Source organism: Bradyrhizobium sp. LA6.8 (assembly GCF_040547935.1).
GTDB lineage: Bacteria > Pseudomonadota > Alphaproteobacteria > Rhizobiales > Xanthobacteraceae > Bradyrhizobium > Bradyrhizobium barranii.
Genome location: NZ_JBEPQQ010000011.1, coordinates 85,880 through 107,577, shown reverse-complemented (window position 1 = coordinate 107,577; position 21,698 = coordinate 85,880). Strand labels below are relative to the sequence as shown.

17 protein-coding genes are annotated in these 21,698 nt (G+C 65.9%); 6 read left to right on the top strand and 11 right to left on the bottom strand.

Going from position 1 to position 21,698, the window contains the following annotated elements; translation table 11 throughout:
- Nucleotides 1-57 precede the first annotated feature (57 nt).
- From ABIA90_RS38170 to ABIA90_RS38145, 6 genes are all read right to left on the bottom strand, one after another.
- Nucleotides 58-1,458, bottom strand: coding sequence for a selenium-binding protein SBP56-related protein (locus ABIA90_RS38170; protein ID WP_028159106.1), 1,401 nt, complete (start codon nucleotides 1,456-1,458; stop codon nucleotides 58-60).
- Nucleotides 1,459-1,750: 292 nt separating this feature from the next.
- The gene (locus ABIA90_RS38165) at nucleotides 1,751-2,689 is read right to left on the bottom strand and encodes a dihydrodipicolinate synthase family protein (RefSeq protein ID WP_354121421.1); all 939 of its coding nucleotides are present in this window, start codon (nucleotides 2,687-2,689) and stop codon (nucleotides 1,751-1,753) included.
- Nucleotides 2,690-2,806: 117 nt separating this feature from the next.
- Nucleotides 2,807-4,888: a methyl-accepting chemotaxis protein gene (locus tag ABIA90_RS38160; protein ID WP_354121420.1), complete on the bottom strand. Its 2,082-nt coding sequence runs from the start codon at nucleotides 4,886-4,888 to the stop codon at nucleotides 2,807-2,809.
- Between the two features lie 121 nt (nucleotides 4,889-5,009).
- Complete coding sequence (locus ABIA90_RS38155; RefSeq protein ID WP_354121419.1) at nucleotides 5,010-5,780, bottom strand: enoyl-CoA hydratase; 771 nt, start codon at nucleotides 5,778-5,780, stop codon at nucleotides 5,010-5,012.
- Nucleotides 5,781-5,791: 11 nt separating this feature from the next.
- Nucleotides 5,792-6,241 (bottom strand): MarR family winged helix-turn-helix transcriptional regulator, encoded by a 450-nt coding sequence (locus tag ABIA90_RS38150; protein ID WP_354121418.1) that lies wholly within the window; start codon nucleotides 6,239-6,241, stop codon nucleotides 5,792-5,794.
- A gap of 45 nt (nucleotides 6,242-6,286) precedes the next feature.
- Nucleotides 6,287-6,940, bottom strand: coding sequence for a TetR/AcrR family transcriptional regulator (locus ABIA90_RS38145; protein ID WP_354121417.1), 654 nt, complete (start codon nucleotides 6,938-6,940; stop codon nucleotides 6,287-6,289).
- Between the two features lie 91 nt (nucleotides 6,941-7,031).
- Between ABIA90_RS38145 and ABIA90_RS38140 the strand changes: the two genes are divergently transcribed.
- Both ABIA90_RS38140 and ABIA90_RS38135 read left to right on the top strand, forming a co-directional pair.
- On the top strand, nucleotides 7,032-8,291 hold the full coding sequence (locus ABIA90_RS38140; RefSeq protein ID WP_354121416.1) for an HlyD family secretion protein: 1,260 nt from the start codon (nucleotides 7,032-7,034) through the stop codon (nucleotides 8,289-8,291).
- Nucleotides 8,239-9,852: an MDR family MFS transporter gene (locus tag ABIA90_RS38135; RefSeq protein ID WP_354121415.1), complete on the top strand. Its 1,614-nt coding sequence runs from the start codon at nucleotides 8,239-8,241 to the stop codon at nucleotides 9,850-9,852. The genes ABIA90_RS38140 and ABIA90_RS38135 overlap by 53 nt, the downstream gene beginning before the upstream one ends.
- A gap of 154 nt (nucleotides 9,853-10,006) precedes the next feature.
- Here ABIA90_RS38135 and ABIA90_RS38130 read toward each other — a convergent pair whose 3' ends face one another.
- Entirely contained in the window at nucleotides 10,007-11,668 is a 1,662-nt protein-coding gene (locus tag ABIA90_RS38130; protein WP_354121414.1) for a tannase/feruloyl esterase family alpha/beta hydrolase, read from the bottom strand.
- 307 nt (nucleotides 11,669-11,975) lie between these two features.
- Here ABIA90_RS38130 and ABIA90_RS38125 point away from each other — a divergent pair, with 307 nt between their 5' ends.
- The 4 genes from ABIA90_RS38125 to ABIA90_RS38110 all read left to right on the top strand — a co-directional run bounded on the left by ABIA90_RS38125 (nucleotide 11,976) and on the right by ABIA90_RS38110 (nucleotide 16,455).
- Nucleotides 11,976-13,034: a toxic anion resistance protein gene (locus ABIA90_RS38125; RefSeq protein WP_354121413.1), complete on the top strand. Its 1,059-nt coding sequence runs from the start codon at nucleotides 11,976-11,978 to the stop codon at nucleotides 13,032-13,034.
- Between the two features lie 65 nt (nucleotides 13,035-13,099).
- Nucleotides 13,100-14,689 carry a substrate-binding domain-containing protein gene (locus tag ABIA90_RS38120; RefSeq protein WP_502916673.1) on the top strand — a complete coding sequence of 530 codons (1,590 nt, stop codon included), beginning with the start codon at nucleotides 13,100-13,102 and terminating at the stop codon, nucleotides 14,687-14,689.
- Nucleotides 14,690-15,346 (top strand): 5-bromo-4-chloroindolyl phosphate hydrolysis family protein, encoded by a 657-nt coding sequence (locus tag ABIA90_RS38115; protein ID WP_354121412.1) that lies wholly within the window; start codon nucleotides 14,690-14,692, stop codon nucleotides 15,344-15,346. It begins immediately after the preceding gene.
- Entirely contained in the window at nucleotides 15,346-16,455 is a 1,110-nt protein-coding gene (locus tag ABIA90_RS38110) for a hypothetical protein (protein WP_354121411.1), read from the top strand. The genes ABIA90_RS38115 and ABIA90_RS38110 overlap by 1 nt, the downstream gene beginning before the upstream one ends.
- A 26-nt stretch (nucleotides 16,456-16,481) precedes the next feature.
- On the opposite strand, the gene ABIA90_RS38105 is transcribed toward ABIA90_RS38110, so the two are convergent.
- The 4 genes from ABIA90_RS38105 to ABIA90_RS38090 form a co-directional block, all read right to left on the bottom strand.
- Nucleotides 16,482-17,936 carry a GntP family permease gene (locus ABIA90_RS38105; RefSeq protein WP_354121410.1) on the bottom strand — a complete coding sequence of 485 codons (1,455 nt, stop codon included), beginning with the start codon at nucleotides 17,934-17,936 and terminating at the stop codon, nucleotides 16,482-16,484.
- 3 nt (nucleotides 17,937-17,939) lie between these two features.
- Complete coding sequence (locus ABIA90_RS38100; RefSeq protein ID WP_354121409.1) at nucleotides 17,940-18,959, bottom strand: patatin-like phospholipase family protein; 1,020 nt, start codon at nucleotides 18,957-18,959, stop codon at nucleotides 17,940-17,942.
- Between the two features lie 109 nt (nucleotides 18,960-19,068).
- Nucleotides 19,069-20,313, bottom strand: a complete 1,245-nt coding sequence (gene serA, locus ABIA90_RS38095; RefSeq protein WP_354121408.1) for a phosphoglycerate dehydrogenase — start codon at nucleotides 20,311-20,313, stop codon at nucleotides 19,069-19,071.
- Between the two features lie 120 nt (nucleotides 20,314-20,433).
- The gene (locus ABIA90_RS38090; protein ID WP_354121407.1) at nucleotides 20,434-21,666 is read right to left on the bottom strand and encodes a rhodanese-like domain-containing protein; all 1,233 of its coding nucleotides are present in this window, start codon (nucleotides 21,664-21,666) and stop codon (nucleotides 20,434-20,436) included.
- Nucleotides 21,667-21,698 lie beyond the last annotated feature (32 nt).

The window sequence follows — 21,698 nt, the reverse complement described above, 5'->3', positions numbered from 1 at the left end:
CGCTCGCAACAAGAGCGAGCCACAGCCAGCCGAGCGGCCAACTCCCGTGCTGCCAGCCTAGGCCGACGGGTAGCAAAAGGAGTCCGTCGAGCAATCGCCGCCCTCCAGCCTGATCTGGTGCGCACGATATCCGTCGGGGAAGCTCACGAAATAGTCCTTGGCGAGCTCGAGGCCGCCGTCGCGACCGACATTGGCCATGACTTCCACACCCGGAACTCCATCGGGATAGAATTGGTCGTCCCAGGTGGAATACAGCGAATTGGTCCAGTACACGCGCTTGCCGTCGCGGCTGATCTCGACCATCTGCGGACCGGCCGCAAATGCCTTGCCGTTCGGATGGGGCGTGCGGCGCGCGATGCCGCCGATGTGAACCGAGCCCGCAAGCTTCGGCTTTCGCGGATCACTCACATCGTACTGGCGCATTTCACCCGTGCCCCAGCACGAGACATAGAGAAACCGGTCATCCATCGACAGGTCGATGTCGGTCACCAGCGGCGGCACGGCGCCAAATCCCTGCAGCAGCGGCGGGAGCTTTTCCTTTGGCGCGGGTTCGGGCGGAATCGTCGCCGTCTTCTCCGCATGGAATTTTCCGCCTTCGCGCCACCAGGTCCAGATCGATGCTTCGAGGTTGGTGGTGTCGACCACAACGCCAACGAAGCCGTATTCGCGAACCGGATCGTGCGCGGGCCGCACCTCCAACGCCATCTGATGATTGGCGCCGAGGTCGATGGTCTGCACGTTGCGACGGGCGCGGAGATCCCAGAAGTGGAGACGATGGCCATATTTGTTCGCCAGCAGATCTTCCGCGACGATCCCGTTCTCGAACTGCGGCGGCAACGCCCATTCGCTCGTCACCATGTAGTCGCGCGGCAGGTTCCACCAGAAATCATAGTGCAGCGTCTGCGGACCGCGGTCGATCTCCCACCGCCCAAGGACCTCGAACGTCTCGCAATCCATGATGAAGACGCCTGGAGGCCCGTTGGTGCCGTCCTTGCCGCCGCCGCCCAGCGTGCTCACATAGACGCCGTCCGGCCCGCAATGGATGGTATGCGGCCGCGAGTAGCCGGTCTTCTTGAAGATTTCCTCGGGCTCGATGATCTTGTGGATTTTGGCTTTGGTCGGATCGGGCTTGGTATCGATGATGTAGATCCGCGACGAGCGTATCCCGGGGATGATGAGATAGCGCCGCTCGATGAAGGCGTGTCCGGCGAGCGGCGACAAGGCGGAGGAACAGGCATTCCAGCCGAAGTGATGAAACTCATCGCCCTTGTTGGGCATCGTCACCGTGTGGACGATTTGGCTGTAGGTCGGCGATCCCGGCTTGACGTCGATGACCGCGAGAGCATCCGGTTTTGAGAAATCCGGACTGAGCAGCAGCGTGTAGGCAAAGTTCTCTGCAGGTGCTTCCATCGCCAGCTTGGGCGATGCGTGAAAGGTGGGATCCGGCCTCATCGTCATGGCACTGCCTCCCTGTTTCGTCGGCTCGCTCCAACCTGGCTCGAAATAGCGGCATAATGAAGAGCTGCTCAGCGACGTCTTGAGAAGCTCCGCGGACCTGGTTGGCGAGCGTGCAAGGAGCGTACAATATGTCATCGCCGGCGTGCGGAAAACCGCCCGAACCGCGCTAATTCGACGCCCTCAGCCAGACGGAAGCCGGCGGGATCAGGCCAGCGCGCACCTCACACTCGGCATCGTCCCCGCGTAGGCGGGGACTGCCGAGAGACCTGGCGACAACCGAGCGGGTACGGCGCTACTTGCCCCACCGCAACGCCAGCGCATCCCGCTCCTTCGCCAGCTCCAGCAGCCCTGCCCGCGTCGCCGGGTGCAGCGGCTGGAGCGGATGCCGCACGGCGTCCGATTTGATCACGCCGCCGGCCTGCATCATGGCCTTGCAGGCGATCAGGCCGCATTGGCGGTTTTCGTAGTTGATCAGCGGCAGCCAGCGCTCGTAGGCGGCCTTTGCCTCCTCACGCTTGCCGGCGAAATAGGGATCGATGATCTGGCGGATGCCGTCGGGATAGCCGCCGCCCGTCATCGCGCCGGTGGCGCCGGCGTCGAGATCGGCGAGCAGCGTGATGGCTTCCTCGCCGTCCCACGGGCCTTCGATATCCTTGCCGCCCGCCTCGATCAGGCTGCGCAGCTTTGCAGCCGCGCCCGGCACCTCGATCTTGAAATAGCGGATGTTGGCGAATTCGCGCGCCAGCCGCGCGAGCAGCTCGACCGACAGCGGTGTGCCCGCCACCGGTGCATCCTGGATCATGATTGGAATGTTGATCGCACCCGAGAGCACCTTGAAGAACTCGACGATGCCTTTCTCGGGCACGCGGAAGGTCGCGCCGTGATAGGGCGGCATCACCATCACCATGGCGGCCCCCGCCGCCTCCGCCTGTTGGCTGCGCGCCGCGCAGACGGCGGAGCTGAAATGCGTGGTGGTGACGATCACGGGAACCCGGCCCGCGACATGCTCCAGCACCGCATGCATCACGGTTTCGCGCTCGGCATCGGTGAGCACGAACTGCTCGGAGAAGTTGGCGAGGATGCAGAGACCATTCGAGCCCGCATCGATCATGAAATCGATGCAGCGGCGCTGGCCCTCGAGGTCGAGCTCGCCGCGCTCGTCGAAGATGGTGGGCGCAACCGGGAACACGCCGCGATAGGGGCGCTGGGCGTTGTGTGGGGTGGCCGGCATCGAACTCTCCATCCTTGATACGTCTGTTGCTGCACTCCCGCAGCGGCACAGATGTACCCGCCGCGTGAAGCGGCGGCAATGCCGTTCGCGCGACGCCCAGACGGATGACGATCGAAGTTATGCGGTCTTCACGGCCCCCAGAAAACCTTCGACCGCGACGCGAAGACGATCGGCATCGCCCGACATCTTCTTCACGGATTCGGACAGCACCGTGCCGGCGTTGCCGGTTTCCTGGTTGAGCCTGGCGACGCTGCCGATGGTGTCGGTGACCTCGCGGGTGCCCTGGGCGGCCTGCTGGAAGTTGCGCGAGATCTCGGTGGTGGCCGCGCGCTGCTCCTCGACGGCGGCTGCGATCGCCGTCATCTTCTCGTCGATGCCGCTGATGGCGCCCCCGATCGAGCGGATGGCGGTCACGGCCTGGCCCGTCGCGCCCTGGATCTCCTCGACCTGGCGCGAGATTTCTTCGGTTGCGGTTGCGGTCTGCGCGGCGAGGCTCTTGACCTCACCGGCGACCACGGCAAAGCCGCGGCCGGCCTCGCCCGCACGCGCCGCTTCGATGGTCGCGTTCAGCGCCAGGAGATTGGTCTGGCCGGCGATGGCGTTGATCATCTTCACGACCTCGCCGATCCGGCTCGCGGTCTGATCGAGGATCTCGACCGTCGCGTTGGTCCGCTCGGCCTGCGAGACGGCCTCGCGCGCCTCGCGGGCGCTCAACTGCACCTGTGCGGAGATCTCGCCGACGGACGCGGAGAGTTCCTCGGTCGCGGCCGCGATGGTCTCGAGATTGTTGGTGGCCTGCTCGGCCGCGGAGGAGACCGCCGCGGTCTGGCTGGTCGATTCCGAAACCAGCGTACGCACATCGGTCGCCGTGGCATCGAGCTCCCTCGCCGACGCCGCGACGCTGTGGATCACCGCCTGCACGGTGTCGTCGAAGCTGCGGCATGCGTCGTCCACGGTGCCGGAACGGGCGAGTTGCAGCGCCTGCTGCGATTCGCGTTCCTGGCCCAGCCGCTCGGCGGTCGCCGCGCTCTCGCGCAGGCTCTCGAGCGCGGCAGCCATGGTGCCGAACTCGTCGGGATATCGGGATCGCGGCACGGGCGTCGCATAATCACGGGCGCCGATTCGCGCGATGGCGTCGAGGATGGCGCGGACCGGGCGCATCAGGCGATTGCGCACCACGTAGACGCCGGCGAGGGTCACGGCGAGCGCGAGCAGAAACGCGAGCGACTGCACGATGAGGTTGGTGAGCGCCTTGGTCTGCACGGCCTCGGCACGCGCGATCGACTGATCCAGCGCTTTGGTCGCGACCCCGACAATGAGCGGGAACGGCGACTGGCAGAGCGTATTCCACTCCGAAGCGGGCATCGCGGGCTTGCCGCTGCCGTCGAGATTCTTGGTGAGATCGCCGATCTGCTTCAGGACGCCATCGGTCTTGGTCTTCGCGTCCGACGCTGCCGTCACCAGCTCCGCCGTCACGTCGGGCGCAGCCAGCAACTCGGCCATGCCCGCCCAGCCGGAGGCGATCGTGCCGTCCCATTGCGCCACCGACCGCTTCTGAACGTCGTCGAGCGGCTTGCTGCTGTTGATGTTCGAGCGAAGCGACGAACAATGGACTCCATAGCGGTCGCGCACCTGCCAGGCGAAGCGGCGGACCTGGATCATGCGGGCGATGTAGGGATCGTTCATCCAGGCGCGGTTCGACACCGCGGTGGAGGCGAAGTTCGCCGTGTCGATGACCTTGGTGACGGCATCGTACCAGGAATTGGTTCGCTCCATCTTGCGCTCGGCGCGCGGAAGCTTAGCCTCGTCGTAGAACAGCTGGAATTGCGGCGCGGCTTCGTTCCAGCGCTGCTTCAGCGTGCCGGCGAGCTCGTCGCGGCGTGCGAAATCGACGGTCGAGAGCGCGGCGCTGATCCCTTCATAGCCGCCCTGCTCGGCCTTCTCGGCTTCGGCGAGTTTTGCCTTGGGATCGTCCTCGCCAAGGATGGCGCTCTGGGCATCGCCACGATTGTTGCGCAACGCGAGCACGCCATGGAAGATCGCCTTGTCGGCAGCGGCGAGCCGCGCCGTCTCGAGACTGTCGCTGTAGCGACCGAACGCTCCGAACATCTGGATCGCCGTAGAGGCCAGCGCACCGGCGGCCAGCAGGGCCATCAAGGTCAGGAGAAGCGAGCTTACCGATTTCTTAAACATTGCCATGAGTCAGGGGGCCTGCATTGTACTGCCGGCCACCCTGCATCGCGACATGCCAAGGATCGGTTAAGGTTTTAGTCAAATTGCCAGAAGTGCCCAGTCTGTAAGCGCTGTAAGACTAGCGAAATCAGGCAACCTTGGTGAAATCCGGCGGCCGGCGCTCGGCGAAGGCGGTGAAGGCCTCGCGTGCTTCCGCCGTGCGCAAACGCTGCGCGAATTGCTCGCCTTCGGCATTCATCTGCGCGACCAGCGCCTCGCCGTTGCGCATCAGCTTCTTGGTCGCAGTAAGCGCGCCGGCCGGCTGGCGAGCGAGCCGCTGCGCCAGCGCGAGCGCCTCGGCATCGAGCTTGTCGAGCGGCACCACGCGATTGGCAAGGCCCCATTCCAGCGCCGACCTCGCCGGTACGGTCTCGCCCAGCGCGAACATCTCGTAGGCGCGGGCGTAGCCGATGCGCGCCGGCATCAGCAGGCTCGAGGCGGCCTCCGGCACCAGCGCGAGGCTGACGAAGGGCGTCGACAATTGCGCGTTGTCGGCGAGCACGACGAGGTCGCAATGCAGCAGCATCGTGGTGCCGACGCCGACGGCGCGCCCCTGCACGGCCGCGACCAACGGCCGGGTGCAGCGCGCCAGCGACTGGATGAAGCGCTCGACGTTGCGGCTGCCTTCGGACTTGCCGGCTGCCACGGCGGCGAATTCGCCGACATCGTTGCCGGCGGTGAACATGTCACCCTCGCCGCGGATCAGGATCACGCGGGCGGACGGATCGAACTCGGCGGATTCGATGGTGTCGGCGAGCTTGCCGTACATCGCATCCGTCAGCGCGTTCTTCTTGTCGGGGCGCGCCAGCGTGAGGGTGAGAATTCCGTTGTTGTTCTCGATCCGGACGTGCTCGGTCATGGTTCTCTCCTTTATTCGTCGGAAGGTCTTGGAAACTTGTCCTGAATGCTGGTCAGCCAGCGCGCGACGATGTCGATCTCCGCGCTGGTAAATCCGTCTGTCAACGCGGCGTTGATCTGCGCCGCGTCGGTCTTCGCCTGCGCCAGCACGGTGCGCCCCTTCGGCGTCAGCCATACGCGCCAGGCCCGACCATCCTCGCGATCGGCCCGCCGCTCGACCAGCCTTGCCGCAGCACCGCGATCGACGAGGCCGGAAATTCCGGCCGGCCCCATGTCGAGCGCCGCGCCCGCCTCGCCCATCAGCACGCCGTCCTGCTTGCCGAGGATGAACAACAGCCCCGCCTGCGCCGGCGTGACCTCGTTCTGCGGCTGCGCCGCCATCCAGCGCTGCAAGCGGCGTTGCGCGACGTTCAGGAGGTAAATAAGCCGATGATGCCTCGCCGCGGCCTCTTTATTTCGCATGCGAAATAGATAGCCGAGCCGGATCGGATTGTCAAAGGGAGACGGCTACGCGGCGCGGCAGCCATCGAGGAACAGGGACGCGCAGGTCTGCACGCGGCGCTCGATCTGCTTGCGTGACGGCAGCGGCATGCCCCCATAGATCGCCGCGCGCTGCGGCGCCGATGCGACCATGCCGATCAGCATGCCGGCAACTTCCTCCGCATCGTCGATCGCGATGCGCTTGCGCTTGACCTGGACGCGCAGCCAGCCCGCGAGCGTCCTGACGGTGCGGGAAATGCCGTTGTTGTAGAAGTTGGCGGCGAGCTCGGGGAACGCGGCGGATTCCTGCAGCACCATGCGCTGCAGCGCCACGACCTCCGGATCGAGTGCGAGATCGGCGCAGGCCAGCAGCGCGGCACGCAGGCCTGTCTCGATATCGACCTCGTCGCTTCCTTGCAGATCGACGGCGGAGAGCAGCTGCTCGAGCCTGTCCGCGCACATCGCCTCGAACAGTGCGGCCTTGCCCGGAAACAGGCGATAGAGCGTCTTGGTCGAGATGCCGGCGCGGCGTGCCAGCTCTTCGGTGCTGGTCGCGGCATAGCCGTCGACGGCGAAGGCGTTGCGCGCTGCGTCGAAGACGATCCGCCTCGTCTCCTCGTCGCTGCGCAGTTGCGGCCGCCCGCGGGGGCGGCATTCACCTGAAGGTTTTGCCTGAGCCATGCTTTTAAATGACGCCTGTCATTCCATTGACAATTCCAAAGCTAGTCTCATTTTGGAAATCGTCAAGTTTCCTAATTCAGGGGAGCCGGCCATGACCGTCCACACCACCCCATCTGCTGCGACCCAAATCGCTATTCCAGCAACCGTGCCGGAGGGCGTCCTGCCCACCACGGCAACCGGCGTCCGCCGGCAAAAACTCAATCTCCGCAAGCTGTTGCTGATGGGCGCGGCGATCGTCGCGCTGGCCGGCGCGAGCTGGTACGGCTACGACTACTGGACCGTTGGGCAGTACCTCGTCTCCACCGATGACGCCTATGTGAAGGCCGACAACACCACGATCGCGCCGAAGGTCAGCGGCTACCTCGACCGCGTCCTGGTCGGCGATAACGAGCATGTGAAGGCCGGCCAGGTGCTCGCCAGGATCGACGATCGCGACTTCCGGGTCGCGCTCGACCAGGCCAAGGCCGATGTCGCCGCCGCGAATGCGACGGTGACGAGCAAGCAAGCGCAGCTCGAGGTCCAGCAAGCCGTGATCGCGGCGGCAAGAGCGACCATCGATGTCGACAATGCCGCGAAGGTTTTCGCGAAGCAGGAGAACAAGCGCTACACCGATCTTGCGGCAACGGGTTTCGGCAGCGTGCAGAACGCGCAGCAGGCGCAAGCGCGCGACGCCGGCGCAGACGCGGCGATCCAGCGCGATATCGCCAATCTCACCTCCGCCCTGAAGCAGGTCGATCTCCTGAACGCCGAGATATTGCAAGCCAGGGCCGCCGCCGCGCGCGCGGCCGCACTCCAGCGTCAGGCCGAGCTCAATCTCGGCTACACCACGATCGTCTCGCCGATCGACGGCGTGGTCGGCAACCGCTCCTTGCGCGTTGGCCAATTCGTGCAGGCGGGCACGCAACTGATGGCGATCGTGCCGGCCGAGGGCGCCTATGTCGTCGCCAATTTCAAGGAGACGCAACTCACCCACGTGCAGGCCGGCCAGGCCGTCGATATCGAGGTCGACACCTTCCCGGGCCAGGTCGTGCACGGTCACGTCGATTCCATCGCGCCGGCGAGCGGCCAGGAGTTCGCGCTGCTGCCGCCCGATAACGCCACCGGCAATTTCACCAAGGTGGTGCAGCGCATCCCCGTCAAGATCGTACTCGATGCCGCGCACAGCCCCACGATCGCGCTGCGGCCGGGTATGTCGGTGATCCCGACCATTGCAACACGTTCGACCGCGCCGACCGCGAATGCGGCCGTGACGCCCAAGACAAACGTAAAGGCGAAGCTCGTTTCCGGAGGGTCGTGCCATGTCAAACAGCCTCTCACTTTCGACGCCAGCAACACCGGTCGCGACGCCTGACCCGGCAATAGCCGACCCGAACCGCGCGAGTGCCGCGATCTGGATCGCCGTGCTCGCCGCCATGATCGGCTCGTTCATGGCGATCCTGAACATCCAGATCACCAACGCCTCGCTGGCCAACATCGAGGGCGGCATTGGCACCGGCGCCGACAACGGCTCCTGGATCTCGACGTCGTATCTGATCGGCGAGATCATCGTGATCCCGCTGACCGACTATTTGAGCCGCGTGTTCTCGTTCCGCCGCTACATGCTGGCGAGCGCGACGCTGTTCGCGGCGTTCTCGGTCGCCTGCGCCTTCACACATGATTTGCCGTCAATGATCGCGATGCGCGGCCTGCAGGGCTTTGCCGGCGGCGTGCTGATCCCGATGGCGTTCACGCTGGTGCTGACCAAGCTGCCGAAGCCGCAGCAGCCGGTGGGTCTTGCGATCTTCGCGCTGTCCGTCACCTTCGCACCCGCGATCGGCCCGACCATCGGCGGCTATCTCACGGAGAACTACGGCTGGCGTACCATCTTCTTCGTCAACGTGATCCCGACCGCGGTGATGGTGGCGGCGCTCTATCTGACGCTGGAGAAGCAGAAGATGCAGCTCGGTCTCTTGAAGGAAGGCGACTGGGCCGGCATCTTCACCATGGCGATCGGGCTGTCGGCACTGCAGGCCGTGCTCGAGGAAGGCAACAAGGACGACTGGTTCTCCTCGCCCTTCATCGTCAAGCTCGCCGTGATCGCGGCCGTCAGCCTGACGCTGTTCGTCACGATCGAGCTCGCGATCGAGAAGCCGCTGATCCGGCTGCGTCTCCTGACGCAGCGTAATTTCGGCTTCGGCACCATTGCGATGACGATGGTCGGCTTCGCGCTGTTCGGCTCGGTCTATATCCTGCCCGCCTATCTCGGCCAGGCGCAGGGCTACAACGCCGAGCAGATCGGCAACGTGCTGGCCTGGACCGGCCTGCCGCAGCTCGTGCTGATCCCGCTGATCCCGAAGCTGATGCAACGCTTCGACACGCGCTATATCGCGATCACCGGCCTTCTGATCTTCGCCTATAGCTGCTTCATGAACACGGCGATGTCGCCGGACTATGCCGGCGACCAGCTCTGGATTCCGAACATCGTGCGTGCCGTGGGACAGGCCATGGTGCTGACGCCGCTGACCTCGGTGCTGACAGGCGGCATCGCGCCGCAGGACGCGGCCGCGGCCTCCGGCATCAGCAACATGTTCCGCAATCTCGGCGGCGCGATCGGCACGGCGACGCTCGCGACCATCATCACCAAGCGCGAGCAGTTCCACTCCAACATCATCGGCCAGTCGGTCACGCTCGGCCGCGAGGAAGTCCGCACCCGCATCGCGCAGATGACGGATTACTTCATGGCCCACGGCGTGCCCGACCCCCACGCCGCGCGCGAGCAGGCCATCATCGCGCTCGGCAAGACGGTGAAACGCCAGGCGCTGGTGATGGGCTATTCCGATGCGTTTGCGGTGATCGGTATCGTGCTGGTGATCGCCGCGATCGCGGTGGTGCTGACCCAGCGCGTGAAGGCGGCCGGTGGGCCGGCGCATTAGGCTCTTCTTCCCCCTCTCCCCGTCCCTACGAGGAGAGGTCGGGGTGAGGGGCCTCTCTCCACACGTGAGATCGTCGGGGGACCTGTACCCCCTCACCCGGATCGCAAGAGCGATCCGACCTCTCCCCGCAAGCGGGGAGAGGTGAAGAGCCGCCTCACGGCGCGCAGGTGAAGCTGGACGCCTCCGTGACCGGGCCGCTCTTGTAACGCGGCCAGGACGGCCAGCGGCACAGCGGCATCGCGCGCAACACGGCAAATGACGGCGCCTCGACCTTTTGCTCAGAGACCTCCAGATCGCCGGGCGCCTTGCCCTTCTCGACCCAGTCGACCAACGCGCTCAGCATGTCGACATTGGCCGGCGCGCCGGAGCCGACATGGTCGACGCCGGGCGCGGTGTAGAGCCGCGCGAATTCCGCCGTCTCGGCCTTGCCGAGCTTGCGCTCGACGCTCTCGAAATAGCGGATGCCGGCATAGGGGCTCTGCGCATAGTCCGCCATGTGTTCGAGCATGATCAGCCGGCCGCCGCGGCCGCGAAAACGGCCGAGATCGGGGTCGGTTGAATCCATCAGGCTCGAGACCTCAATCAGCCGCGCCTTGTGGTCCTCCACCTTGTAGGTGGTGACGTCGAGCTTGGGATCACGCGCGAACACATATTGAATGCCGCCGGCGCCGTAGATCCAGGCGATGCCGTTGTTGGGTGCGGGCGGCTGCGCCGGCGGCGCGCTGCCGAGCCACCACGCGGACCAGCCGCCGGTCGGACCGATCGCCGGCGTGTCTTCGCCCGAGACGCCCCAGCCCGGATAGTCATCGAGGTCATTGGCGAGCACGAACGGGAATTTGTAGGTCCCATGCAGCGTGCTGACTGCCTTGATCTGCGCCTCGGTCAAGCACTGATCGCCGGCCTTGCCGGCCTCGCAGCGCAACGTCTCGACCTTGAACACGGCCTTGCAGGCCACGGGATCGTGCACCAGCGTCTTATCGGAGCCGTCGGCCTTGTCGCAGGCAGTGCGCACCGCATCGGCAAAGAGCTTGACCTGCGCCGGATTGATCCAGCCCTCGCCCATGGTCACAAGGCCCGAGCGCGTACCGGCATGCTGCAGGCCGACCCAGTTGATCACGGGCACGCGGGCGAAGATGCCGTCGAAATCGTCGGGGTAACGCTGCGCCATGGTGAGGCCTTCGCGGCCGCCCTCGGACGAGCCCATGAAGTATATTTTTCCCGGCTTCTTGCCGTAGGCGCGCTCCATCAGCGCGACCGCTGCGTCCCGCACCTTCTTGTAGGCGCGATGAGCGAAATTCTCGAAGGCTTCGTCGTTGAGTGCGAAGACCTGCGGCGGCTCGCCCGGCCTGGACTCATGGCCGGAATCGGTGCCGTAGGTGACAAAACCGCGCGCCAGCGGCGACGGCTTGTCGAACGGATGGGCCGGCGGCAGCCCAAGGCCGGTGATCAGCACGCCGTTAAAGCCGCCACCGCCATACTGGACGGAGCGCCCATTCCATTCGACGGGGAGGTTGACCTGGAATTTGATCGGCGGCGCCTTGGGATCAATGGGGTCGATATGGCCGAGCACCTTGCAGAAGGCGGGATTGGCGGGCGTGACGCGCCCCGACGGGGTCGGCCCGCGTTCGGCAACAGCCAGTTGTGTCGGCGCCAGCAATGTCGCGGAATCGATCTTCACGGCATCGGCGCCGCCGATGAGCCCTTTGCAGACCGTGTCCGCATCCTCCGCCAGCGTCGCGGCGAACGCGCTGCTCGCGCTCATCGCGGCCACGGCGCCGGCAAGCCACACACTCAGCTTCGCAATCCTGCGCGCCATCGTTTCCATCCCTGCTGCCTTGTTATCGTTCAGACGGTCGATTCAATGCGTCGGATTGCTGGCCGTCAATCGCCGCGACACGCGCCGCGATCGCCATCAACGGAAACATCGCCCCTGCTCACCAGCCCGGCCGCCCCACGGGCCCATAGAGATATGAATTCCATGGGAAATCTTGCCCCTGCCCCGAACTCGGAAAGCCTCGCGACCGACCAATCCACAGGCTGTCATCAATCTGTCATACGACCTGGGGTTACCTGCCTGTCTCGTCGGCATGCTATGCATGACCGTGCAGAACAAGGAGCAAGTGGTGAGCGAAACGATCAATGTCCCGGCGTTACCGACGGATGCCTCTGTGGTCGCACGCATCAAGTCCGAGATCGACATTTCGGACCGGTCGCGCCTCGTGACGTTCGGCGAGCGCGCGCAGCGCTCGGTGGTCGAATTCGCCGACCGCATTCTCGCCCAGACCCAGAACCGTGAGCTCGGCGCCACCGGCAAGCTCCTGACCGACATCCTCGGCAAGGCACGCGGGCTCGATCCGGCCGATCTCAAGGACAAGGGGTTTCTCACCCGCCTGTTCTCGTCGGCCGAGGCGCGGCTGCGCCGCTTCACCGAACAGTTCAACGACGTCGCCTCGCAGATCGACAGGGTCTGCGTCGATCTCGACCGCAACAAGGAAGTCCTGCGCCGCGACATCGCCCTGCTCGACGACCTCTACGAACAGACAAGAGGCGCGCTCGGCCAGCTCGATGCCCATATCGCCGCCGGCAAGGCCTTCACCGAAGAGTTCCGCGGCGGCAAGCTCATCGAGATGGAGCGGAGCGCGAAAGCGCAAGCTGCCGGCAGCGACGCCATGCTCGCCGCGCAAACCTATCAGGACGCGGTCCAGGCGCTCGACCGGCTGGAGAAGCGCGTCTTCTATCTCCAGCAGGCGCGCCAGATCGGCATCCAGCAGCTGCCGCAGATCCGCATCGTTCAGTCCGGCGACGAGACGCTGATCGAGAATTTGCAGGCCACCACCGAGCTGACGATCCCGGTGTGGAAGCAGAAAATGATCCTGCTGCTCGGCCTGAACCGGCAGAAATCGGCGCTGGAGCTGCAGAAGACCATCACGGACGCGACCAACGAGATGATGCGCCAGGCGTCCGAGATGATGAAGACCCAGGCGATCGAGATCGAGAAGCAGTCGCAGCGCGGCATCGTTGACATCCAGACCCTGGAGAAGACCAACCGGGATTTGATCGACACCATTGCGGGCGTGCTCTCGGTGCAGCAAGAGGGCCGCAACAAGCGCGCCGAGATCGAGCATCGGATGGCAGAGCTGACGGACGAATTGAAGTCCGCGATCTCCAAGGCCACGCCTTGATGAGCCTCACGCAACGGTTTCTCGATGAAGCGTCTGCATAAGAACTGCGGCATGAAGGCACGCGCATGAGAACTTTCCGTTTCCTGCGGCGCCCGCTGGTGCTGCTTGCGGCCGTGCCGCTGATGGCCGCGCTGCTGTCGGGCTGCGGCGGCCCGGGGCCGCAATTCACAATTCTCTCGGGCTCGGAGAACGACATCCTCGAGCCGCTGGTGCAGGAGTTCTGCAAGTCGCGTAGCGCGACCTGCACCATGCGCTATCAGGGCTCGCTCGACATCGCGCTCGCACTGAAGGCCGGCGATCCCGGCGCCGACGCCGTCTGGCCGGCCGCCTCGATCTGGATCGACATGTTCGACACGACGCGGCGCGTGAAGATGGTCAAGTCGATCGTGCAGATGCCGGTCATTCTCGGCGTGCGCCGGTCCAAGGCGCAGGCACTGGGCTGGATCGGCGCCAAGGTGACGGCCAAGGACATCCTCGCGGCCGTCGAGGGCGGCAAGCTGAAATTCCTGATGACGTCGGCGACGCAGTCGAATTCGGGCGCCGCCGCCTATCTTGCGATGCTGGCGGCCGGCATCGGCAAGCCCGATTTGATCGAGGCCGGCGATCTCGACAAGCCCGAAGTGCTGGCGACGGCGCGCGGATTGCTGAAGGGCGTCGAGCGCAGCGCGGGCTCGAGCGGCTGGCTCGCCGACCTCTATCGCGACGGCGAGCGCAGCGGCGCGCATTACCAGGCGATCTGGAACTACGAAGCCGTCATCAAGGAAACCAACGACAAGCTGATCGCCGACAACCACGAGCCGCTCTACGCGATCTATCCCGCCGATGGCGTGGCGATCGCCGACTCACCGCTCGGTTTCGTCGATCGCGGCCGCGGCAAGGACGTCGAAGGCTTCTTCACCGATCTGCAGGCCTTCCTGCTCAACGGCGACGCGCAGGGCAAGATCGCCAAGACCGGCCGGCGCGTCGAGATCGGCCGTGCCACGCCTCTTGCGGCCGACCCGAAGACGAATCTCGATCCATCGCGACCGGTGACGGTGATCCGTCCGCCGGAGCCGGCGGTGATCCAGAAGGCGCTGCTGATCTATCAGGAAGCGTTGCGGCGGCCGTCACTGACCGCGCTCTGCCTCGACGTCTCCGGCAGCATGCAGGGCCCGGGCGAGACTCAGCTGCTCGACGCCATGCGCTTCCTGCTCACGCCGGCGCGCACGCGCGAGATGCTGGTGCAATGGACCAAATCGGATCAGATCCTGATCATGCCGTTCAGCGATCACGTCTTGTGGACGGCGCGCGCCAGCGGTGAAGACAACGAGCAGGCCGGCCTGCTCGCACGCGCGCTCGAATTGCGCGCCAACGGCGGCACCGACTTCTATACCTGCGGCGCGCAGGCGCTCGCCTTGATGAAGCCGCTGCTCCAGGACGGCCAGCATCTCCCGGCCATCGTCATCATGACGGATGGCAAGAGCCAGGGGGCGATGTCGACGTTCGAGAGCGCATGGCGCGCCGATGGTCATCGTGTGCCGGTGTTCGGCGTGACATTCGGTTCCGAGGTCGATCGGGCCCAGCTCGACAATCTGGCAAAGCTGACCGGAGGCCGCGTGTTCGACGGCAGCAAGAGCCTCACCGATGCGTTCCGCGCCGTACGAGGATACAACTGAATGGCCGCAATGCCGCCCGGGCTTGGCTGGATCGCCGGGGGAGTGGCAGCCGCGGCGCTGCTGCCGTCGCTCGCGATCGGGCTCGCCATGCCGTTCTGGATCGCGCTCGCGATCAGCGCGGCCGCCGGGGGCGGTATCGTCGTGGCGCTGGCGCCGCGAAACCGGTTTGCCGCACTGGAGGCCAGCGGCGTCGCACGCGGCAAGATCGAGTTCGCAAACGAACTGCTGGCCGAAGCAGAGCCGCTGGCCGAGCGGATGGAATATACGGCATCGGCGATCCGCACCCGCGCGGTCGCCGATCGCATCCGCCACCTGGTGCAAATTGCGCGCGACATCTTCGCAGCCATCGAGCGTGATCCGCTGCGGCTCGACCGGGTGCGCCGGTTCCTGACCTACTATCTGCCCCGCGCGGCCGAGATCGCCGAAGCATACCGCGCGCTCGAGAAGAGCGCCGTGCCCGACACCGCGCGCCTTGCGGCCACGGGCGACATGATCGACCGGCTCGACGGCGCCTTCACGCGCTACGCCGCCAATCTTCAGGATGCCGACCTCGACAAGCTTGATATCGAGCTGAAGCTGCTGAAAGGCTCGCTCGACGAGGACATCGGCCCGACGCCGCCGGCGGCCCCGGTCAAGACCAAGAGAGGAACCTCCTGATGGCTATCTCGCGCCGCGCCTTCGGCATCGGCCTCGTCGCTGCGAGCGCGGCGGCGACCGGCGGCTATGTTTATCTGCGCGAGCATCCCGAAATCGCCGGCCGCTTCGGCGAAGCCAAGCGGCTGTTCGGCTTTGCCGGCGGCGAGAAGGAGGGATTTCTCGCCAACGCTCGCGTGAAGAACGTGCTGGAGCGCCGTTTCGGGCTGATCCTCGACGGGCGCCGCGCGGGCTCGGTCGAAATGGTCCGCGAGCGCGCGCTGCTCGACCAGAAGCCGCAATTCCTCTGGCCGTCGTCGTCCGTGCTGGTCGAAGTGGCGCGGTCCTCGGGCGTCAAGATCTCGCGCGACCAGGTGATCTTCAACTCGCCGATCGTGCTCTATTCCTGGGATCGCATTGCCGAGGGCCTCGTGAAGGGCGGCATCGCCCAGCCCGCCGGCGGGCCGCGCTACACGGTCGACCTGTCAAAGCTGCTCAAGGCCATCATCGCGGGGGAGAACTGGTCCGCGATCGGCGTCGCAGACCTGTTCGGTCGCGCCCGCGTGGTCTCGACCGATCCGAACAAATCCAACTCCGGCTTCATGTTCGCCGGCCTTGCGGCGAGCCTGTTGTCGGGCGACGTGGTGATGCCGGAGACGCTGAGCAAGATCGATGGCGATGTCGCCACCGTGTTCCGCCGCATGGGTTTCAAGCCGCCATCCTCGGGCAAGCTGTTCGACGACTATGTCGCCGGTGGCGCGGGCGCGCAGCCCCTGATCGTCGGCTACGAGAACCAGCTCGTCGAGTGGGTGCTCCAGGACGCCGAACGCTGGAAGCGGCTTGAGGCCAACGCGCCCGCAAAACCCGTCATCCTCTATCCGCAGCCCACCGTATTCTCGGCTCACCCGCTGATCAGCGTCGAACGCCAGGCCGACGATCTCGTCGAGGCCCTGATGAGCGAGAGCCTGCTCGAAATGGCCTGGGAGGACCACGGCTTCCGCGGGCCGCTCGGCACCATCGGCAAGGCGCGCAACGCGTTGCTGCAGTCGCGCCTGCTGGAACGGATCGACGCGGTGCTGCCGATGCCCGACGCGCCGGTGATGCTGGCCCTGCTCGACCGGCTGGCGGCCTAGGCAGCCGCCTGCGGTTGCGCGTTGGTTCAGAACGATCCCAGCGCACTACCCAATGCGATTACGGCGACCAGCGCCAGCAGCGACGTCACGATCCCGACCATTACGATGTCGAAATAGCTGTCACGGTGCGTCAGGCCGCAGATCGCGAGCAGGCTGACCACCGCGCCATTGTGCGGCAGGATGTCCAGCGTCCCCGAGCCGATCACCGCGACGCGGTGCATCAAGGCAGGGGCGATGCCGGTGCGCGCGGCGAGCTCGACATAGGTCTGGCCGAGCGCGTCCAGCGCGATCGTCAGGCCGCCTGACGCCGACCCGGTCAGCGCGGCCAGGATGTTGGTCGCAACCGCTAGCGAGACCAGCGGTCCGCCTTCGATCGCCAGCACCCAGTCCCGCACGATCGTGAACGCCGGCAGCGAGGCGACGACCGCACCGAATCCGACGAGGCTGGCGACACTGAACGCAGGCAGGACCGATGCATTGGCCCCGGCGTCCATGGTGCGGCGAAGCGCCGGCAGGCGGGCCCGGTTCAGCACGATGGTCGTGACGATGGCCGCAGTCAGCGCGACCGCGACCGACCACACGCCTGCGACGGCCGCGAGCGTCGTTTCACCAAAACGCTGCTCGGCGAGATAGCTGACATCGAGCCGCGGCAGCACCACGAGCGACATCACCAGATTCACGATGACGACCACGATCAGCGGCGCGATCGCACTCCACACGGGCGAAGGCCGCTCGCTGCGCTGACCGTGCTGGAGTTCCGCCGGATCGAACTCGCGCGCGGTCGTGGCGCGCTCGCGCACGAGTTCGTCGGCGGCGGCGCGCTCGGTCGCGCCCTCGACGTCGTCGCCATAGCCTTCTCCGGCACGGCGCGCCGCAGCTTCGGCGCGGTGCAGCCACCACAACCCTGTCACGAGCATGATGAGGGAGGCGATAATGCCGAGACCAGGCGCTGCGAACGGCGTCGTGCCGAAGAACGGCATCGGGATCGCATTCTGGATCGACGGCGTGCCCGGCAACGCCGACATGGTGAAGGTCGACGTCCCCAGCACGATCGCAGCCGGGATCAGGCGACGCGGGATCGAAGCCGCGCGAAACAGCGAGCGGGCCATGGGGACGATGACGAAAAATGCAACGAACAGGCTGACGCCGCCATAGGTCACCGCGGCACCGGCGAGCACCACCGCCAGGATCACGCGACGCTCGCCGAGGCGCTCCGCCATGAAGGCGGCGACCGACGTGACCGCGCCGCTATCGTCCATCAGCTTGCCGAAGACCGCGCCAAGCAGGAAGATCGGGAAGAACTGCGCCAGAAATCCGGCCGCATGCACCATGAACACCTGGGTCAGGTTCGCAAGCAGCGGCTCGCCGCCGAACAACGCGGCAACGAGCGCTGCGAACGGCGCCAGCAGAAGCACGCTCCAACCGCGAAAGGCGAACAGGACGAGCAGGCCGAGCCCGACGAGGAGGCCGAGAAGACCCATGTCTCAGCACTCCGACAGCAGGACGTCGAGATCGGCGGTCGATTGCCGGCCGATGTCGGCACCGTGCGCGGCGAGAAACGCGTCCGCGGCCAGGCGCCCCTCGGCGCGCAGCATCGAGACGAACTCCCATTCGGCGTTGAGCTTGGATGACGCGCCGAACTTCGCCAGCATGTCGCTCTTGACGCGGTGGGTCCGCATCTTAGCCCAGCGCGCGCCCTCGCCGCTGCCGGGGTCGGCCGCCTGGCGCAGCAGCGCGATCATGCGCAATTCCTTCATCAGGGGCGAATTGAACGAAATCTCGTTCAATCGATTGAGAATCTCCGCAGCCGTCCGCGGCTCTTCGAGCGTTTCGGTCGGATTGATCTGCACCAGGATCGTGTCGTGCGCATCGCTTTCGCGAATGAGCGGCGTGATCGTGGGGTTGCCGGCGAAGCCGCCGTCCCAATAGGGCTCGCCGTCGATCTCGATCGCGCGGAACATGGTCGGCAGGCAGGCCGATGCCAACAGCACGTCCGCCGTGATCTCGGCGTTGCGGAAGATCCGTCCGCGCCCCGTACGCACCCGCGTCGCGGTGATGAACAGCTTGATCGGCGAACTCGCCAGCCGCTCGAAATCGATGCTCTCGGACAGCACCGACCGCAAAGGATTGTAGCCGGTCGGATTGAGATCATAGGGCGAAAGCACCCGCGACATCAAATCGGTGAGGATGTAGGCCGGCGACGTATCGAGCGTCCAGCGCCCCATCAATCGATCGAGCGGCGAGCGCTGGAGCGGACTAAAGGCGGCAGCCTTCGAAACGCGGCGCCAGTATTGTTCGAGCGCCTCGCGTGCCCCCCCGGCGCCGCCGGCCGTCCAGCCGTCCGCCAGCACGGCCGCGTTCATCGCGCCTGCGGAGGTTCCGGAGATCGCTGCGATCTCTAGCCATCTCTCTTCCAGGAGGCGGTCGAGCACACCCCAGGTGAAGGCGCCGTGCGAACCGCCGCCCTGAAGCGCGAGATCAATCAGTACGGCGTCGCGTTCCATGGCGGACACTCACGCAACTGAAGCTCAAATTCGACGTGATTGTAGCACGCCGAGGATGACAGCAGTGTGGGAGCAGTGGCCGCAAGATGCAACCGAAACGTCGGGCGATTCAGTGCTCGAATACCAGCCGTGCGCCGACCGTGCCCTCAAGCGCGCGGATCTGCGCAAGCAGCGCGCCTGAATCCTCGCCCCCGAGGTCGGCGTCGAGCACGACGTAGCCGAGGTCGCCGGCGGTCTCCAGATATTGCGCGACAATGTTGATGTCGCGCTGGAGGAAGACCTCGTTCAGCCGCCGCAGCATGCCCGGCACGTTGCGATGGACATGGCTGAAGCGCGCACCGGCGGGACGTAAGTGCAGTTGCACCTCCGGGAAATTCACCGCGCCCATGGTCGATCCCGTGATGAAATAGTCGACCAGTTTTCGCGCGACTTCCCCGCCGATGCGCTCTTGTGCTTCCTCGGTCGAGCCGCCGATATGCGGGGTGAGGATGACGTTCTCGAGGCCCTGCACCGGGCTCTTGAAGCGATCCGCGTTCGAGGACGGCTCGACCGGAAACACGTCAATGGCTGCGCCGGCGAGATGGCCGTCGCGCAAGGCGCCGGCGAGCGCATCGAGATCGACCACGGTGCCGCGGCTGTTGTTGATCAGGAACGAGCCTGCTTTCATCGCCCGCAGCTCCTTCTCCCCGATCATGCCTGATGTCTCCGGCGTCTCGGGCACGTGAAGGCTGACGACATCGCTCTGCGCCAGCAGCTCTTCCAGCTTCTCGACCGGCTCGGTGTTGCCGTGGCGGAGCTTGTCGGTGCGGTCGAAATAGATCACCCGCATGCCGATCGCCTCGGCCAGCGTCGAGAGCTGCGAGCCGATATTGCCGTAGCCGATGATGCCGAGCGTGCGGCCGCGCACCTCGCGGCTGCCGGTCGCCGACTTGTCCCAGCCGCCCTCATGGGCCGACACCGAGCGCGGGAAGATGCGCCGCAGCAGCATCACGATCTCGCCGATCACGAGCTCGGCGACGCTGCGCGTGTTGGAAAACGGCGCGTTGAACACGGGAATGCCGCGCTTGCGGGCCGCCAGGAGATCGACCTGGTTGGTGCCGACGCTGAAGCAGCCAACCGCGAGAAGCCCGTCCGCGGCCGCGAGCACCTCATCGGTGATCTGGGTGCGCGAGCGGATGCCGAGCAGCGACACGCCCTTCAGCGCGCGCCGCAGGTCTTCGCCGTCCAGCGCCTTGGTCAACCGCTCGACATTGGTGAAGCCCGCGCTCCGGAACAGGTCGACAGCGCTGTCATTGACGCCTTCGAGCAACAGCGCCTTCGCGTTCCGCTCGGGGCTTTGGCCTGGGGCTGGCATGGAATCTCCGTAGGTCACAGCTTTGCCGCAGCTCATAGACCGCGGGGGAGATGCAGCACAATAGGGTTTGGATATGGGGAGAAGATGGCGGGGCGGTAAGTGTTTACGGTGGCCGCCCGGTCAAATGACGTAAAACCCATGCGTGCCGTCGAGACGCAGCTGCTCGACCAAGCCATATTCCCAGTCGAGATAGGCCTGCATCGCGCGCTCGGCGACGTCAGTGCCCTCATAGGGCCGGCGGTAGCGGTGCGCCGGATCGGGCTTTGGCAGCACGCGCGGCGGGCTGACCTCGCGCCCTCCCTCGTAACCGCCTTCGAGGACGTAGACCTCCCAGCCCATCTGCGCGAGCCAGGATGCCGTCATGTCGGCACGCACGCCCTTGTCGTCAGTCAGGAGGATGCGCGCGCCGCGCACGGGGGCGGCCATGTCGGTTTCCTGGACGAGCTGGCCGCCGGGATAATGCCGGAAGCCGGGGAGATGGCCAGCCGCAAACTCCTCTGCGTCGCGTACGTCGAAACAATAGAGCGTGCGGTCGGTCTGCGCTGCGAGCGCTTTCGCCTCGTTCGCGCCGATGTGGCGAACACCGGCGCGATAGGCGACATCGCGCGCGTTGGCCGGGCCCCCCTCGAACGGCCCGATCGCGCCACGCCGGTCGGCGCCATGATCGAGCGTGTGCCGCGCCAGCGTCCAGCCGATGGTACCGTTGCGCAGCGCCCGCACCTTGTTGGGCACGCCGGCATTGATCAGCGACTGCGTGCCGATGATCGAGCGCGTGCGCCCGGCGCAATTGACGATGATGGTGGTCTCAGGATCGGGCGCGGCCTGCCCTGCCCGCAGCACCAGCTCCGCACCGGGCACGCTGACCGAGCCCGGAATGTTCATGGTCGCATATTCGTCGAAGCGGCGAACATCGAGGATCGCGATGTTGGCCTTGTCGGCGATGAGCTTGGCGACCTCGTCGGCGCTGAACGACGGCGTGTGGCGGCGCGCCTCGACCAGCTCGCCGAACGCTTTCGAATAGGAATTGACGTCCTCGAACACCTGATAGCCCGCCGCGCGCCAGGCCTTCAGCCCGCAGTCGAGCGCGCTGACATTGGTGTAACCGAGCGCGGCAAGCCGTTCGGCGCCGGTTGCAACAAGCCCCTCGCCATCATCATAGAGCACGATCGCGACGTCCCTGCGCGGCAACCGCAGCTCGGCCTCGATCGCGATCCGGTCCGCGGCCATGTTGGCGGCAAACAGCGGATGGCCGGTGGCGAAGCCGGCCTCGTACCTGAGATCGAGCAGCGCGATCTCCTCGCGGAGCAGCAGCGCGCGGCGGATATCGGCGGGGGCGACGGTAGGGAGCTTCATGGCGTGAACCCTGGCAAGTACGGCCAAGGGCT

Coding starts and splice junctions, on each gene's coding strand:
- ABIA90_RS38165 (WP_354121421.1), bottom strand. CDS start 2,689: ATGCCGGCCACCCCACACAACGCCCAGCGCCCCTATCGCGGCGTGTTC.
- ABIA90_RS38115 (WP_354121412.1), top strand. CDS start 14,690: ATGGCCGCAATGCCGCCCGGGCTTGGCTGGATCGCCGGGGGAGTGGCA.
- ABIA90_RS38170 (WP_028159106.1), bottom strand. CDS start 1,458: ATGACGATGAGGCCGGATCCCACCTTTCACGCATCGCCCAAGCTGGCG.
- ABIA90_RS38135 (WP_354121415.1), top strand. CDS start 8,239: ATGTCAAACAGCCTCTCACTTTCGACGCCAGCAACACCGGTCGCGACG.
- ABIA90_RS38105 (WP_354121410.1), bottom strand. CDS start 17,936: ATGGGTCTTCTCGGCCTCCTCGTCGGGCTCGGCCTGCTCGTCCTGTTC.
- ABIA90_RS38140 (WP_354121416.1), top strand. CDS start 7,032: ATGACCGTCCACACCACCCCATCTGCTGCGACCCAAATCGCTATTCCA.
- ABIA90_RS38145 (WP_354121417.1), bottom strand. CDS start 6,940: ATGGCTCAGGCAAAACCTTCAGGTGAATGCCGCCCCCGCGGGCGGCCG.
- ABIA90_RS38120 (WP_502916673.1), top strand. CDS start 13,100: ATGAGAACTTTCCGTTTCCTGCGGCGCCCGCTGGTGCTGCTTGCGGCC.
- ABIA90_RS38155 (WP_354121419.1), bottom strand. CDS start 5,780: ATGACCGAGCACGTCCGGATCGAGAACAACAACGGAATTCTCACCCTC.
- ABIA90_RS38150 (WP_354121418.1), bottom strand. CDS start 6,241: ATGCGAAATAAAGAGGCCGCGGCGAGGCATCATCGGCTTATTTACCTC.
- ABIA90_RS38090 (WP_354121407.1), bottom strand. CDS start 21,666: ATGAAGCTCCCTACCGTCGCCCCCGCCGATATCCGCCGCGCGCTGCTG.
- ABIA90_RS38130 (WP_354121414.1), bottom strand. CDS start 11,668: ATGGCGCGCAGGATTGCGAAGCTGAGTGTGTGGCTTGCCGGCGCCGTG.
- ABIA90_RS38160 (WP_354121420.1), bottom strand. CDS start 4,888: ATGGCAATGTTTAAGAAATCGGTAAGCTCGCTTCTCCTGACCTTGATG.
- ABIA90_RS38110 (WP_354121411.1), top strand. CDS start 15,346: ATGGCTATCTCGCGCCGCGCCTTCGGCATCGGCCTCGTCGCTGCGAGC.
- serA (WP_354121408.1), bottom strand. CDS start 20,313: ATGCCAGCCCCAGGCCAAAGCCCCGAGCGGAACGCGAAGGCGCTGTTG.
- ABIA90_RS38100 (WP_354121409.1), bottom strand. CDS start 18,959: ATGGAACGCGACGCCGTACTGATTGATCTCGCGCTTCAGGGCGGCGGT.